Source organism: Pseudomonas sp. RL_5y_Pfl2_73, from assembly GCF_963970515.1.
In the GTDB taxonomy this organism is placed as follows: Bacteria; Pseudomonadota; Gammaproteobacteria; order Pseudomonadales; family Pseudomonadaceae; genus Aquipseudomonas.
Map to the genome: position 1 here is coordinate 44,237 of NZ_CAXAPD010000011.1, position 14,267 is coordinate 58,503.

General features: G+C 61.4%; 14 protein-coding genes. 6 read left to right on the forward strand and 8 right to left on the reverse strand.

Annotation, left to right across the window (positions count from 1 at the left end):
• Positions 1-3: 3 nt before the first annotated feature.
• The 6 genes from AACY42_RS12880 to AACY42_RS12905 form a co-directional block, all read right to left on the reverse strand.
• Positions 4-783, reverse strand: coding sequence for an N-acetylmuramoyl-L-alanine amidase (locus AACY42_RS12880; protein ID WP_339479782.1), 780 nt, complete (start codon positions 781-783; stop codon positions 4-6).
• Between the two features lie 104 nt (positions 784-887).
• A complete protein-coding gene (locus tag AACY42_RS12885; protein WP_339479783.1) occupies positions 888-2,984 on the reverse strand; it encodes a GGDEF domain-containing protein in 2,097 nt (698 codons plus the stop codon).
• Entirely contained in the window at positions 2,981-3,859 is an 879-nt protein-coding gene (locus tag AACY42_RS12890; RefSeq protein WP_339479784.1) for an endonuclease/exonuclease/phosphatase family protein, read from the reverse strand. Before AACY42_RS12890 ends, AACY42_RS12885 begins: the two co-directional genes overlap by 4 nt.
• A gap of 15 nt (positions 3,860-3,874) precedes the next feature.
• On the reverse strand, positions 3,875-4,516 hold the full coding sequence (locus AACY42_RS12895) for a thiol:disulfide interchange protein DsbA/DsbL (protein ID WP_339479786.1): 642 nt from the start codon (positions 4,514-4,516) through the stop codon (positions 3,875-3,877).
• Between the two features lie 198 nt (positions 4,517-4,714).
• Positions 4,715-5,326, reverse strand: a complete 612-nt coding sequence (locus tag AACY42_RS12900; RefSeq protein WP_339479788.1) for a c-type cytochrome — start codon at positions 5,324-5,326, stop codon at positions 4,715-4,717.
• A 46-nt stretch (positions 5,327-5,372) separates the two neighbouring features.
• On the reverse strand, positions 5,373-5,663 hold the full coding sequence (locus AACY42_RS12905; RefSeq protein ID WP_057449291.1) for a c-type cytochrome: 291 nt from the start codon (positions 5,661-5,663) through the stop codon (positions 5,373-5,375).
• A gap of 191 nt (positions 5,664-5,854) precedes the next feature.
• On the opposite strand from AACY42_RS12905, the gene yihA reads away from it, so the two are divergent.
• A complete protein-coding gene (gene yihA, locus AACY42_RS12910; RefSeq protein WP_339479791.1) occupies positions 5,855-6,496 on the forward strand; it encodes a ribosome biogenesis GTP-binding protein YihA/YsxC in 642 nt (213 codons plus the stop codon).
• A gap of 417 nt (positions 6,497-6,913) precedes the next feature.
• Here the strand turns inward: yihA and polA are convergent, their stop codons facing one another.
• Positions 6,914-9,682: a DNA polymerase I gene (polA, locus tag AACY42_RS12915; RefSeq protein ID WP_339479792.1), complete on the reverse strand. Its 2,769-nt coding sequence runs from the start codon at positions 9,680-9,682 to the stop codon at positions 6,914-6,916.
• 74 nt (positions 9,683-9,756) lie between these two features.
• Here polA and AACY42_RS12920 point away from each other — a divergent pair, with 74 nt between their 5' ends.
• Both AACY42_RS12920 and AACY42_RS12925 read left to right on the forward strand, forming a co-directional pair.
• Positions 9,757-10,044, forward strand: coding sequence for a DUF2782 domain-containing protein (locus AACY42_RS12920; protein WP_307573019.1), 288 nt, complete (start codon positions 9,757-9,759; stop codon positions 10,042-10,044).
• Positions 10,045-10,103: 59 nt separating this feature from the next.
• Positions 10,104-11,054 carry a homoserine kinase gene (locus tag AACY42_RS12925; protein ID WP_339479795.1) on the forward strand — a complete coding sequence of 317 codons (951 nt, stop codon included), beginning with the start codon at positions 10,104-10,106 and terminating at the stop codon, positions 11,052-11,054.
• Positions 11,055-11,203: 149 nt separating this feature from the next.
• Here AACY42_RS12925 and znuA read toward each other — a convergent pair whose 3' ends face one another.
• Positions 11,204-12,133, reverse strand: coding sequence for a zinc ABC transporter substrate-binding protein ZnuA (gene znuA / locus AACY42_RS12930; RefSeq protein ID WP_339479797.1), 930 nt, complete (start codon positions 12,131-12,133; stop codon positions 11,204-11,206).
• A gap of 66 nt (positions 12,134-12,199) precedes the next feature.
• Here znuA and zur point away from each other — a divergent pair, with 66 nt between their 5' ends.
• From zur to znuB, 3 genes are read left to right on the forward strand one after another with little or no spacing between them, the layout of a single operon-like run.
• Positions 12,200-12,682 carry a zinc uptake transcriptional repressor Zur gene (zur, locus tag AACY42_RS12935; protein WP_109752856.1) on the forward strand — a complete coding sequence of 161 codons (483 nt, stop codon included), beginning with the start codon at positions 12,200-12,202 and terminating at the stop codon, positions 12,680-12,682.
• Entirely contained in the window at positions 12,682-13,464 is a 783-nt protein-coding gene (gene znuC, locus AACY42_RS12940; RefSeq protein WP_018602784.1) for a zinc ABC transporter ATP-binding protein ZnuC, read from the forward strand. The genes zur and znuC overlap by 1 nt, the downstream gene beginning before the upstream one ends.
• Positions 13,457-14,245 (forward strand): zinc ABC transporter permease subunit ZnuB, encoded by a 789-nt coding sequence (gene znuB / locus AACY42_RS12945; protein WP_339479802.1) that lies wholly within the window; start codon positions 13,457-13,459, stop codon positions 14,243-14,245. The genes znuC and znuB overlap by 8 nt, the downstream gene beginning before the upstream one ends.
• The last annotated feature ends 22 nt before the right edge of the window (positions 14,246-14,267 follow it).

The window sequence follows — 14,267 nt, forward strand, 5'->3', positions numbered from 1 at the left end:
TCATTATTTTGTCTGGTTGAGCACCTGCAGAATCGCCGCGCTTTGCGCGTCCGGCGTGCCATCAAAGCGGGTCGGTCGGTAGTGCATTTGGAAGGCGGCCAGCACATGGTGGGTGGCCACGTCCCACTCGCCGGTCTGAGGCGTCGGGTAACCCAGGCGGGCCAGCTCGGCCTGGAACCAACTGGCAGGCGGCAACTGTGGCGCGAAGACGGCTTGCTGGCGGGCAACGGCCTGTTCATCTGGCCAGACCCCCAAACCGGCTTGTGCCAGGCGCTTCCAAGGGAACAGCGGCCCCGGATCGAGTTTGCGCAGGGGGGCGATGTCGCTGTGACCGATGATGCTGCGCGGGTTAATCCCGTTACGCTCGATGATGTCCTTGAGCAATACGATCAAGGCCTGGACCTGGGCTTCGCTGTAGGGATACCAGAGGCGCCCGGTGGGCGTGTCGACAAAACCCGGATTGACGATTTCGATGCCGATGGAACTGGAATTGAGCCAGGTCCGGCCTTCCCACTCGCTGTCCCCGGCGTGCCAGGCACGTCGGCTTTCATCCACCAGCTTGTAGATAGTCGCGCCTTTATCGTCGCCGATCAGGTAATGGGCACTGACTTCGCCATGGGTCAAAAGGGCCAGTGAACGCTCGAGGGAAGCCGAGGTGTAATGCACCACCACGAATTGGATGCGGTTGTCATGGTTGACGGAGGGGTGACGGGTGTCGAGCCGCGGGCCGCTGGTGCAGCCGGCCAGGATAAATAAAGAAACAATGAGCGAGAAAAATTTCATGGCGGAAGGCAATACGCACTGTGAGTAATGCAACAGTGTAACGTATCGCCTCGCGATGATCCGGTGCGCGCGGTGATATTAAACAAATTGGAACAATTAGCCCCTTAGCCCAGTTCCACATGGTTGCGACCGGCATTTTTTGCCCGATAAAGCGCCTGATCGGCTCTTTTAAGCACCATATCGCTGTGTTCACCCGCTTTGAAGGCGGTCAGGCCAATGGATACCGTTACCGTCACCGGTTCGCCCTTGAAATGAAACGGACAGGCTTCAATGGCCAGGCGCAGCGCCTCGACCAGCTTGGCGCCGGCAGCCAGGGAGGTATTGGGCACCAGCAGAACAAACTCCTCGCCACCAAAACGCGCAATGAAATCGCTGCCACGCAGGCGTTTACGCAGGACCGAGGCGATGAGTTTCAGCACCCGGTCACCGGCCAGATGGCCGTAGTTGTCATTGATGCGCTTGAAATGATCGAGATCGAGCATGGCCAGCAGCAAGCTGTTACCGCGTTTGTGCCACTGGGCGACTTCATGCTCCAGACGCTCGGACCAGGCGGCGCGGTTGGGCAGCCCGGTGAGCGGATCAATCAGCGCTTTTTGCCGCTGTTCCTCGAGATTTTCCCGCACGACCTGGGCATCCTGCTCCATCAGCGCAACGCGATCGGCCAGGCTTTTCAGGCGAGCCGAGACCTCCTGCTCGCGTTGATCACGTTGCTGGCGGTGGTGGTCCATCGTACCGAGCAAGCCTTCGAGGTGATTTTCGAGCACTTGCTTGAGGCCTTCCAGGTCATCGGCGTCCTTCACGCTGCTTTGCAGCCCGTCCACCTGTTCACGAATCTGGGTGTCCATTTCCCTAGAGGCCGACAGGTTTTCGGCTTGGTCTTCACTGGCGGCCTGCAGGCTGCTCTGGAATGACTCGAGCCGATCGTTGAGGCGCTGCAGATACGCTTCGAATTCATGCTGGCCGGTGTCTGTGATGGCCAGCATCAGCACAGCCAGATCATCGAGGATCGGCAGTAATTCGTACCAGTTCAAACCATTTCGCAGACGCTCACACAGGGCTTCAGCTTGTGGTCGATGACGCTCGGGCAAGGCCAGGTCGCCCAAAAGGCCCAACAGCGTGTCTTCGATATGCTTGGCGACCGAGCTGTAGGACGGCTCTGGCGAATCGGGCAGGGCGTACTGGGCGTCAGCCACATCGGCGCCTTCCAGGGGCTCGTCGAGCTCCGCAGGAGGCTGCGAGGGGGCGGGCAGGACCTGGGTGGGCTCCTCGGGCATCAGCTCATCGGGATTCTCGAGTGTGGACGCCGCAACCGGACGCTCATCGGCGACCGGCGTCGGCGCGGGCTCGGTTGCTTCGTCGTCCGGTTCACTGGCGGGCTGAACCACTTCGGCTGCAGGTGTTGGAGCGGGCACTGGAGCGCTCTCGATCTGCGGCGCAATCAGGGCAATCGGTTCGGGCGTCGTCTCCAACGCTGGCACTTGCTCCGCCACCGATGGCTGCGGTGCTGGTGCTGGTGCTGGTGCTGGTGCTGGTGCTGGTGCTGGTGCTGGTGCTGGTGCTGGTGCGACGGATTCTGCGGCCGTTGCCGGCTCCGCGGCTACAGACAGGGCCATTTCCGAGGCAGGTACCACGCTGGCCTGGGCTGGCTCGCGGGGCTGGGGCGTCGCGTCCTCGTGGTCTTGGACACCAAACAGCCGTTGCAGCAGGCCGGGACGACTCGGTTCGACAGGTGCGTCCAGGGCACTGAGTGCCTTGCCTTGCAGACCGCTCAATTCGCTGAGCAGCAGCGGAATTTCCCGGGCCTGGCCGGCCCGATCTTCCAGTTGCCTGGCAAACTTCTTCAACGGCCGGCTGACCTCTTTCGGCAGCGGCAGGCTCTGCAACTGGGCAACCAGGGCGATCAGCGCGGAGCTCGTCTGCTCGACCCGGGTCTCGCGACGCTGCTCGGATTCGAGTACGGCTTTCTCCAGGCGCGGTAGCAGGGCAGCGAGGCCGGCATCCATGTCATCGGTGCGCACCACCTCGCGCATCTCTTTCATGCATTGATCGACCGCCCGGTCAGATCCCTCGGCGGCCAGGGTGCTACGCACCAGGCCACGACGCAGCAAGTCGAGGCGAGCCGCCCAACGGCGCTCGAGCTTTTCCTGCTGCTCGATACTCTTGAGGTACTTCTCTCTCCAGCGTTCGGCGTCGTCGCTCATTCATCGGATCCGCGAGGGGCAGTACTCAGCACGGGGAATGCATCGGCCGTGAGCGAACCCGGCAAACGAATTTCTACCGCGACCGGCAGGTGATCGGAAATGGGTTGGGCCAGCACCTCGACACGTTCGAGGGTCAGGGTCGGGCTCAACAAAATATGGTCCAGGCAGCGCTGGGGGCGCCAGCTGGGGAATGTCGCTTCCAGTTGGGGAGCGAGCAGACCGAGATCGCGCAGAGGCGAAGTCTGCAGCAAATCGGTGGCATGGGTGTTCATGTCGCCCATCAGCACCTGGTGCTTGTAGCCACCGATCAGCTCGCGAATGTACGCCAGCTGCATCGTCCGGGTACGCGCCCCGAGCGCCAGGTGCATCATGACCACGACCAGCGCCTCGGGACCTTCGCCGAAACGCGCGAGGATCGCCCCGCGCCCCTTGGGCCCCGGTAACGGATGGTCTTCGATCGCCCACGGACGCAAACGACTCAACACACCATTGCTGTGCTGGCCAAGACGTCCGAGGTTGCGATTGAGTTGCTGGTACCAGTAGGGAAAGGCGCCCAACTGGGCCAGGTGTTCCACCTGATTGACGTAGCCGGACCTCAAGCTTCCGCCGTCGGCCTCTTGCAGGGCCACCAGGTCGAAGTCCTTGAGCAGGTCGCCGATTTTCTGCAGATTACCGGCACGCCCGGTGTGCGGCAGCAAATGTTGCCAGCCGCGAGTCAGGTAATGCCGGTAGCGCTCGGTGCTGATACCCACCTGGATATTGAAGCTGAGCAGCCGCAAGCGGCTATCGCCAGGCAGGCCCGTGGAGAGGACATGATGCTCATTGACCCGCGGTTCATGCAGGCCAACGATGCGTTCGGTGTTCCAGCGGGCCATGGGCGTGGGCCGCGCTTAGTTGGCGGCAGCCTTGGTGGCCGCTCGCTCTTTGGCGATCAGTTGGTCGGCCAGTTGCAGCGCTTCATTTGCGCCACCGGCGGAGCCGATGTCAAAGCGGTATTTGCCGTTGACGATCATGGTCGGCACGCCTGTGATTTCGTATTTCTTCGCCAGTTCGCGGGCCTTCTTGATCTGGCCCTGGATGGCAAAGGAGTCGAACGTGGCGAGGAACTTGTCCTTATCGACGCCCTGGGTGGCGAGGAAATCCGCCATCTCTTCTTTCTTGACCAGCTTCTTGCCTTCTTTCTGGATCGCGTTGAATACCGCGGCGTGAACCTGGTGCTCAACGCCCATGGCTTCGAGGGTCAGGAACATCTGGCCGTGGGCGTCCCATGGGCCGCCGAACATCGCGGGGATGCGCACGAAGTTAACGTCCGAAGGCAGTTTCTCGGCCCATGGGTTGATAACCGGCTCAAAAGCGTAGCAATGCGGGCAGCCGTACCAGAACAATTCCACGACTTCGATCTTGCCAGGCGCCGCCACGGGAACGGGGTTGGACAATTCGACATAGGGTGCGGCGGGCTTTTCAGCCGCTTGGGCAGTTACGCCAAACAGGCTGGCGGCGACGAGCGCGGCGCTGATGATCAGATTACGCATGCTTTACTCCTGGACAATGAGGGGACCTCGCGAGACCTGCTTCTAAGACAGACTGTGGCGGGTTCAAGTTCTCTAGTGTAACGGCAGCGGCCACAAAAAAGGGCGGCCAAAGCCACCCTTTTGATGCTCGCATCGACAGATTAATCGAGCGTTAACGTTGCAAGGGATGTACGCCCCTCGCAACACCAGCCAAAGGCCTCAGTGCAGGCCCTGGATGTAGCTGGATACCGCGGCGATATCTTCGTCGCTCAGCTTTTTCGCAATGCTTTGCATCGGCTTGGTATCGCCATCGTTGGTCCGGCCACCTTCTTCTTTGCGGAAGTCGGTCAGTTGCTTGCCGACATACTGGGCATGCTGACCGCCCAAGTGCGGGAAGCCGGCTGCCGCGTTGCCTTTACCGTCAGGCGAATGGCAACCGGTGCAGGCTGCAAGCCCTTTTTCCAGGTTGCCACCGCGAAAGAGCGCTTCACCACGGGCCACAAGCTTCGGATCGGCGGCGCCGACACTGCCCTTCTGGCTGGCGAAATACGCAGAAATGTCCGCCAGGTCCTGATCGCTCAGGTTGGTCAGCAGACCGGTCATTTCCAGCACCGTGCGCTTGCCGGACTTGATGTCGTGCAGTTGCTTGTTCAGGTAACGTTCGCCCTGGCCCGCCAGTTTCGGAAAGTTGGGCGCCATGCTATTGCCATCCGGGCCGTGGCAGGCCCCGCATACAGCCGCTTTCGCCTGACCGGCAGCGGCATCGCCAGCGGCGTGGGCTACGCCGGATATCCCCAAGGTCAACAGCAGACTCACGATCAGTTTGTTCATCAGCTAATCCAACTACGGCTAAGGGTTAAAGAGTTATGGGCCGGGTTCACTCGCTCATCCACTGGATGATGGCTCGGTAATCCTCGGCACTGCAGTCCATGCACAAACCACGCGGCGGCATCGCCTTGAAACCCTGGGTCACGTGTTGCACCAGCGTCTCCATACCTTGCGCCAACCTCGGCGTCCAAGCTTCCTGATCGCCCTTGCGGGGCGCCATGGGGAGTTGGCCGGAATGACAGGCACCACAAACACGGTTGTACACAGCTTCCGGATCCTGTGTAGCCTGAGCGCTGTAAAGCGGCATCAAGACACCGGCAGCTAGCAGCCATTTCGTCATAAAACGACCTTTTCAGGGTTGGGAACGAGCTGCGTTCTAACGCGCAATTTCGGTCGGTCGCTCCCGTGAGCTTCATCCTACGCTGGGACAAAGCGCACACAAAATCTGCGGCATTATATACTGGCGTCACTGAAACGGAAACGACACAGCTTGCCGCGTCCATTCCCGACGCCGCCCACATCGGAAATCCCATGCAACTGAAGAACCCCATCCTTGGCCTGTGCCAACAGTCCACCTTCATGCTCAGCGCCGCCAAAGTCGATCAATGCCCAGACGACGAAGGCTTCGAAGTGGCTTTTGCCGGGCGTTCCAATGCCGGCAAATCCAGCGCGCTGAACACCTTGACCCATGCGAGCCTGGCACGCACCTCGAAAACCCCGGGTCGCACGCAGCTCTTGAACTTCTTCAAACTAGACGATGAACGGCGTTTGGTCGACCTGCCCGGCTACGGTTACGCCAAGGTACCGATCCCACTCAAGCAACACTGGCAGCGCCATCTGGAAGCCTACCTGGGCAGCCGCGAGAGTTTGAAAGGCCTGATCCTGATGATGGATATTCGCCATCCGATGACCGACTTCGACCTGTTGATGCTCGATTGGGCGGTCGCCAGCGGCATGCCGATGCACATCCTGTTGACCAAGGCCGACAAGCTCACCTACGGCGCGGCCAAAAACACTTTGCTTAAAGTGCAGTCGCAAATTCGTAAAGGCTGGGGCGACGCAATCACCATCCAGCTGTTCTCGGCGCCCAAGCGCATGGGCCTGGAAGAAGCCTATACGGTGCTGGCCGACTGGATGGAATTGGCGGACAAGGGCAGCGAAGAAGCCGAATAAGCCAAATCGCAGGCAAAAAAAACCCCGGACTTCTTATGGGGAGGGGGAAGTTCGGGGTCCAAGTTCCGGACCGCTAGGGCGGGGTCCAGATATCTGCCAACACTTAACACAACATAGGAGCATTGAAGGGCTTCACCAGCCATTCAACATCTCTGAGTGGCAATTCATGGGTTTAGTTCAGATTATTTTTGGAAATAGCCGTAGGAATCTTCAGAGCTAATGACGCCGCGCCTGGGTTTTCGGTGACTCCATGTGGCGTGGGTTGGGCTGACAAGTGGCTCCGTAGGAGCTGTCGAGTGCAACGAGGCTGCGATCTTTCCCCTGACGCTTGAATCTCAAGTGAAGGATCAAGATTAAAAGATCGCAGCCTTCGGCAGCTCCTTGGGCACAGGCCAGCGGGAGCAAGCTCCCTCGGAATCAGTGTGCCTCGTCCCAGTTATTGCCCACGCCCACTTCCACCAGCAGCGGCACGTCCAGTGTGGCAGCGGCGCTCATGTGCTGGCGGATTTCCTCGCGCACCTGGTCCACCAGGTCTTCACGCACTTCCAGCACCAGTTCGTCGTGTACCTGCAGGATGACCTTCGCATCCAGCCCGGACGCTGTCAGCCAGCGGTCCACGGCGACCATGGCTTTCTTGATGATGTCGGCCGCCGTGCCCTGCATCGGCGCGTTGATGGCGGTGCGCTCGGCGCCTTTGCGCAGGGCCGGGTTTTTCGCGTTGATGTCCGGCAGGTACAGCCGGCGACCGAAAATGGTTTCGACAAAACCTTGCTCGGCCGCCTGGGCGCGGGTGCGTTCCATGTACGCCAGCACACCCGGGTAGCGGGCGAAGTAGCGGTCGATGTAAGCCTGGGACTGCTTGCGGTCGACGCCGATCTGCTTGGCCAGGCCGAACGCGCTCATGCCGTAGATCAAGCCGAAGTTGATCGCCTTGGCGCTGCGGCGCTGGTCCTGGGTGACGGCCTCCAGCTCGACGCCGAAAACCTCGGCAGCGGTGGCCCGGTGCACATCCAGGTTATGGCGAAACGCGTAAAGCAGGCCTTCGTCCTTGGCCAGGTGCGCCATGATCCGCAGTTCGATCTGCGAGTAGTCCGCTGCCAACAGCTTGTAGCCTTTCGGCGCGATGAAAGCCTGGCGGATGCGTCGGCCTTCGGCCGTGCGGATCGGAATGTTCTGCAGGTTCGGGTCAATGGACGACAGACGCCCGGTCGCGGCGACGGCCTGTTGATAATTGGTATGGACGCGACCGGTGCGGCTGTTGATTTGTTCCGGCAGGCGATCGGTGTAAGTGCTCTTAAGCTTGCTCAGCGAGCGGTACTGCATCAGCACTTTGGGCAGCGGGTAATCCTGCTCCGCCAGCTCGGCGAGCACCGCTTCGGCGGTGGACGCCTGGCCCTTGGCGGTTTTGCTGAGCACCGGCAAGCCGAGTTTTTCGTACAGGATCACACCCAATTGCTTCGGCGAGCCCAGGTTGAATTCCTCGCCAGCGATAGCAAACGCCTCACGTTCCAGCGCCACCAATTTCTCGCCCAACTCGACACTCTGTACGCCCAGCAGGTTGGCATCGACCAACGCCCCCTGGCGCTCGATGCGCGCCAGGACCGGCATCAGCGGCATTTCGATGTCGTTGAGCACCGTGCCCAGGCTTGGCGTGGCAGCCAGCTTTTCCTGCAGGGCCTGGTGCAGGCGGAAGGCCACGTCGGCGTCTTCGGCGGCGTAAGGACCAGCCAATTCCAGGGAGATCTGGTCGAAGGTCAACTGCTTGACCCCTTTACCCGCGATGTCCTGGAAATCGGTCTTGCTTTGGCCCAGGTACTTGAGCGCCAGGCTGTCCATGTCGTGGCGGGTCGCGGTGGAGTCCAGCACATAGGATTCAAGCATGGTGTCGAAAGCGATGCCCTGGACCAGGATGCCGTTGTTCTGATCGCCACCAATAGCGCAGTTGGCCAGTATGTTGGTTTCAAACTTGGCGTGCTGGCCAAGCTTGAGCTTGTTCGGGTTTTCCAGCAGCGGCTTGAGCGCCTTGAGCACCGTGTCGCGGTCCAGTTGCTCCGGCACGCCCATGTAGGAATGGGTCAGCGGGATGTAGGCCGCCTCGAAAGGCGCCACGGCGAACGACAAGCCGACGAGTTGCGAATGCTGGGCATCGCCGCCGTTGGTTTCGGCGACGAAGGCAAACAGCGGCGCTTTGTCCAGTTTCGTCAGCCACGCCTCGAAGCGCGCCTGATCAAGGATGACCTCGTACTTGGCCTCGGCAGCATCGGACTGTTCTTCGGCAACTTCGACGATCTCCTGGCCGGCACGCTTGGCGTCCCGCTGGTTGTCTTCGAACCAGCTTTTGAACTCCAACAGCGTGTACAGCTCGGCGAGTTTCTCGTGATCCGGTTGGCCCATTTGCAAGTCATCGAGGCCGACATCCAACGGTACGTCGATCTTGATGGTCGCCAGTTCGTAGGAAAGCAACGCCATTTCCTTGTGCGCTTCGAGCTTGGCGGCCAGGGTCTTGGCGCCACGGATCGGCAAGGTGGCGACGATGTCCAGTTGCGCATACAGCTCGGTCAGGCCGCCATTGACGCCTACCAGCAGGCCGGAAGCGGTCTTCGGTCCGATCCCCGGAACGCCTGGGATGTTGTCGGACGAATCGCCCATCAATGCCAGGTAATCGATGATCTGCTCGGGAGCGACGCCAAACTTCTCCTTCACGCCAGCCACGTCCAGGGCGCTACCGGTCATGGTATTGACCAAGGTAATGTGCCCGTCGACCAATTGCGCCATGTCCTTGTCGCCGGTGGAGATCACCACCGGACGGTCGGCCGCCGCGCTGCTGCGGGCCAGGGTGCCGATCACGTCATCGGCTTCGACGTTGTCCACGCACAGCAGCGGGAAGCCCAGGGCCTTGACGCTGGCATGCAGCGGCTCGATCTGCACGCGCATGTCGTCGGGCATGCTCGGGCGGTTGGCCTTGTATTCGGCGTACAGCTCATCGCGAAAAGTCCCACCCTTGGCGTCGAAGACCACGGCGAACGGACTCTCTGGATACTGCTTGCGCAGGCTCTTGAGCATGTTCAGCACGCCCTTGACCGCACCGGTCGGCAGGCCTTTGGACGTGGTCAGCGGTGGCAGCGCATGAAAGGCGCGGTACAGATAAGAAGAACCGTCCACCAGGACGAGGGGGGCTTGGCTCATGAGCAGGATCAACCTTTTCGGCGGGTCCGGGGCTAGAATAGCGGGACCGTTGACGACAAAGGGACAAGGTTATCATGCGTACACTCAATCGCCTGTTACTGGCTGGCTTGTTTGCAATCACCCCGTTAGCCGTCATGGCGGCGGACGACGCACCCTCGGCGGACCCGGACGTCACCATCCGCACCGAAGGTGACAGAACCATTCAGGAGTATCGGCAAAACGGCTTTCTGTACGCGATCAAGGTCACGCCCAAGCACGGCAAGCCTTATTTCCTGGTGCGTGCCGACGGCACTGATGCAAACTTTATCCGCTCGGACCAGCCGGATATGCTGATTCCGTCGTGGAAAATCTTTGAGTGGTAATACCGCTCTGCACTTTAACCGGCGCCCACTGAAGGGCGCCCGTACTGGCAGTTTTAACCATGTCTGTGTTCACCCCCTTGGCTCGGCCCGAGCTGGAAACCTTTCTCGCCCCTTACGGGCTTGGCCGCCTGCTTGATTTCCAGGGGATCGCCGCCGGCAGCGAAAACACCAATTTCTTTATCAGCCTGGAGCAGGGCGAATTCGTCCTGACCTTGGTCGAGCGTGGCCCGGTGCAGGAAATGCCGTTCTTCATCGAACTGCTGGACGTGCTGCATGACGCCAACTTGCCGGTGCCTTACGCCTTGCGCACCACCGACGGCGTCGCGCTGCGGGAACTGGCGGGCAAGCCGGCGCTGTTGCAACCGCGCCTGGCCGGCAAGCACATCAAGCAGGCCAACACCCAGCACTGCGCCCAGGTCGGCGAGTTGCTGGCGCATCTGCACCTGGCGACCCAAGGCAACATGATCAAACGCAAGACCGATCGCGGCCTGGACTGGATGCAGGAGGAGGGCACCAAGCTGCTCTCGCACCTCGACGCCGAGCCGCGTCGGCTGCTTGAGGCGGCGCTGAATGAGATCTCGTTGCAGAAAATCGGCATCCTGGCGCTACCGCGCGCCAACATCCATGCCGATCTGTTCCGCGACAATGCGATGTTCGAAGGCACGCACCTGACCGGGCTGATCGACTTCTACAACGCCTGCTCCGGGCCGATGCTGTATGACGTGGCCATTGCCTTGAATGACTGGTGCTCGGGCGACGACGGCGTGCTCGATGGCGCCAGGGCGCGAGCGTTGCTGGGCGCTTATGCGGCGCTACGACCGTTTACCGCCGCAGAGGCGCAACTGTGGCCCACCATGCTACGCGTGGCGTGCGTGCGGTTCTGGCTGTCGCGGTTGATCGCTGCTGAATCGTTTGCCGGGCAGGATGTGTTGATCCACGACCCGATGGAGTTCCAGCAGCGTTTGGCGCAGCGGCAGACAGTCCATGCTGTGTTGCCTTTCGCCCTGTAAACAGCATCGCGGGCAAGTCCTGCTCCCACAGCAGTAAGCGACTCGTCCTGTGGCAGCAAGGCTTGCCCCGCGATGAAGGCGATGAGATTTTCCAGAAATCGAGTCGCCTATGTCGCGAGCAAGCTTTGCTCCCACCGTTTGCGGTGGAGTTACAACGACTCCAGGCACCCCGCCAACTCATTCCCCAACGTCTCCAGCAACTGCTCATACCCCTGCGCCGTCGCCGGGGTATAGCCGCCCAGTGCATCGAGCTCCGCCAGCTTCACCGGCAACCCGGCCACCAGGGTTTCGGCCAGGCGCGGACGCAGGGGCGGTTCGCTGAAGACGCAGGTCTTGCCCACAGCCTGCAAGCGCGTGCGCATTGCCGCCACATGCCGGGCACCGGGCTGGACTTCGGCAGCCACGGCGAACACCCCGGCGTGCTTGAGGCCGTAGTTGTCTTCGAAATAGTCGAACGCTTCGTGGAACACGAAGTACGGCTTGCCCGCGATCCCGGCCAGACGCGCCTTGAGGCGCGTATCCAAGGCATCGAGACGCTGGTTGAAGCCCTTGAGGTTGCTTTGATAGCGCGCCGCGTTGGCCGGATCCGCCGCGCTCAGGTCCGCCGCCATTTTGGCCGCAATCACCCGCGCATTGAGCGGCGAGAGCCACAGGTGGGCATCCACGGTGCCGGGGCGATGGTCGTGATCGTGTTCATCGCCGTCATGCTCATCATCCTCATGGGACGCGCTGTCCTGGGCGAAATGACGCAACTTGAGCCCGGGCAAATCCTGCACCGCCACGGAAGGCTGCGTACGACCGTTGAGCACACGCGGCAAAAAGCCTTCCATATCGGGGCCGATCCAATACAGCAGGTCCACCGACTGCACCTTGCGTACATCCGATGGCCGCAACGCATAGTGATGCGGCGAAGCCCCTGGCGGCAGCAATACTTGCGGAACGGCCACGCCGTCCTGTATGGCGGCGGCAATCAGTTGCAGCGGCTTGATGCTGGTGAGCACCTTGACGTCGGCCTGGGCCGAGCCAATCAGCAGAAAACTTGCGACAAAAGCGACAAAGAGCGAGAAAAATCGAGACACGATGGCCACTCGTAGAGGCGAGAACGGGTAACATAATAACGTCTCTCACTAAACTCGTCGCTGCCCATGCCTATTACACCCCTTGCCAGTCGTCCCCACGATCACTCCCACTGCGTGCACAGCGCGCTGTCCGAGGCCGACGCCATCTGCGCGCGCCAAGGGTTGCGCCTGACCGCCTTGCGTCGGCGCGTGCTGGAATTGGTCTGGCAAAGCCACAAGCCACTGGGCGCCTACGACATCCTCGCGGTGCTCAGCGAACAGGACGGCCGCCGCGCCGCGCCGCCGACGGTCTACCGAGCGCTGGACTTCCTCTTGGAAAACGGCCTGGTCCATCGCATTTCATCGTTGAACGCCTTCGTCGGCTGCAACCATCCGGAGCACGCCCACCAAGGCCAGTTCCTGATCTGCCGCGAATGCCACGCTGCCATCGAGCTGGAACAGAAATCCATCAGCGATGCCATCATCGCCAGCGCCAAGGAGGTCGGCTTCGTGGTCGACACCCAAACCGTCGAGGTGGTCGGTCTCTGCTCCGGCTGCCAGGGGGCCTGATGAGCAATGCGTTGATCCGCCTCGAACAGGTGGCCGTGACGTTCGCCGGGCAGAGCGTGCTGGACAACATCCACCTCAGCGTCGAACCGGGGCAGATCGTGACCTTGATCGGCCCCAACGGCGCCGGCAAGACCACCCTGGTGCGCGCCGTGCTGGGCTTACTCAAGCCCGACAGCGGCAGCGTCTGGCGCAAGCCCAGGTTGCGCGTCGGTTACATGCCGCAAAAACTCCACGTAGATCCCACGCTGCCACTGTCGGTGCTGCGCTTCCTGCGTCTGGTGCCAGGTGTGGACCGCGCCCGCGCCTTGGCCGCGCTCAAAGAAGTCGGTGCCGAACAGGTGATCGACAGCCCGGTGCAAAGTGTCTCCGGTGGCGAGATGCAGCGCGTATTGCTGGCCCGCGCCCTGCTGCGCGAGCCTGAACTGCTGGTGCTCGACGAGCCGGTGCAAGGGGTCGATGTGGCGGGCCAGGCCGAGCTGTACAGTCTGATCACGCGCCTGCGCGACCGCCACGGCTGCGGCGTGCTGATGGTGTCCCACGATTTGCACCTGGTGATGAGCACCACCGACCAGGTGGTCTGCCTCAACCGCCATGTCTGCTGTTCCGGGCATCCCGAGCAAGTCAGCGGCGATCCGGCCTTCGTCGAGTTGTTCGGCAAAAACGCGCAAAGCCTGGCGATTTATCACCACCACCATGACCACGCCCATGATCTGCATGGTTCGGTGGTCAGCGCCCCTTCTGCTTCCAATCATGTTCATGGAGATGGCTGCAAGCATGGCTGATTTTCTGTTGTACGCCCTGCTCGCAGGCTTGGCACTCGCCCTAGTAGCCGGTCCCCTGGGTTCGTTCGTGGTCTGGCGGCGCATGGCCTATTTCGGCGATACCTTATCCCACGCGGCGTTGCTCGGCGTGGCCTTGGGTTTTTTGCTGGACGTCAGCCCGGCGGTGGCGGTGACCGTTGGTTGCCTGTTGCTGGCCCTGGTGCTGGTGACTTTGCAACACCGCCAACCGCTGGCGTCCGACACGCTGTTGGGCATTTTGGCACCGAGCACCCTATCCCTCGGGCTGGTGGTACTAAGCTTCATGCATGACGTGCGGATTGACCTGATGGCCTATCTGTTCGGCGACCTGTTAGCGATCAGTCCGACTGACCTGTCGTGGATCCTTGGCGGTAGCGCGGCGGTGCTGCTGTTGCTGGTGGCACTCTGGCGCCCCTTGCTGGCCGTCACCGTGCACGAGGAACTGGCCCGGGTCGAAGGCCTGCCCGTGCTGGGTTTGCGCCTGGCGCTGATGCTACTGATTGCGGTGGTCATCGCCGTGGCGATGAAAATCGTCGGGGTGTTGCTGATTACTTCATTGCTGATCATCCCGGCGGCTGCGGCACAGCGTCACGCTCGCTCCCCTGAGCAAATGGCCTTGGGCGCGAGCCTGCTGGGTATGCTCGCGGTGTGTGGTGGACTGGCACTTTCCTGGTTCAAAGACACCCCGGCCGGCCCGTCGATCGTGGTCAGCGCCGCCGCGCTGTTTCTGCTGAGTTTTGTCCTGCCTCGTCGAGGGGTGTAGACTTGCTCGCTTTTTGCGCAAA

Bases quoted from the DNA above. Each gene is read 5' to 3' on its own strand.
- zur (WP_109752856.1), top strand. From the start codon at position 12,200: ATGCCTATTACACCCCTTGCCAGTCGTCCCCACGATCACTCCCACTGC.
- AACY42_RS12885 (WP_339479783.1), bottom strand. From the start codon at position 2,984: ATGAGCGACGACGCCGAACGCTGGAGAGAGAAGTACCTCAAGAGTATC.
- AACY42_RS12920 (WP_307573019.1), top strand. From the start codon at position 9,757: ATGCGTACACTCAATCGCCTGTTACTGGCTGGCTTGTTTGCAATCACC.
- AACY42_RS12905 (WP_057449291.1), bottom strand. From the start codon at position 5,663: ATGACGAAATGGCTGCTAGCTGCCGGTGTCTTGATGCCGCTTTACAGC.
- yihA (WP_339479791.1), top strand. From the start codon at position 5,855: ATGCAACTGAAGAACCCCATCCTTGGCCTGTGCCAACAGTCCACCTTC.
- znuB (WP_339479802.1), top strand. From the start codon at position 13,457: ATGGCTGATTTTCTGTTGTACGCCCTGCTCGCAGGCTTGGCACTCGCC.
- polA (WP_339479792.1), bottom strand. From the start codon at position 9,682: ATGAGCCAAGCCCCCCTCGTCCTGGTGGACGGTTCTTCTTATCTGTAC.
- AACY42_RS12890 (WP_339479784.1), bottom strand. From the start codon at position 3,859: ATGGCCCGCTGGAACACCGAACGCATCGTTGGCCTGCATGAACCGCGG.
- AACY42_RS12880 (WP_339479782.1), bottom strand. From the start codon at position 783: ATGAAATTTTTCTCGCTCATTGTTTCTTTATTTATCCTGGCCGGCTGC.
- AACY42_RS12895 (WP_339479786.1), bottom strand. From the start codon at position 4,516: ATGCGTAATCTGATCATCAGCGCCGCGCTCGTCGCCGCCAGCCTGTTT.
- znuC (WP_018602784.1), top strand. From the start codon at position 12,682: ATGAGCAATGCGTTGATCCGCCTCGAACAGGTGGCCGTGACGTTCGCC.
- AACY42_RS12925 (WP_339479795.1), top strand. From the start codon at position 10,104: ATGTCTGTGTTCACCCCCTTGGCTCGGCCCGAGCTGGAAACCTTTCTC.
- AACY42_RS12900 (WP_339479788.1), bottom strand. From the start codon at position 5,326: ATGAACAAACTGATCGTGAGTCTGCTGTTGACCTTGGGGATATCCGGC.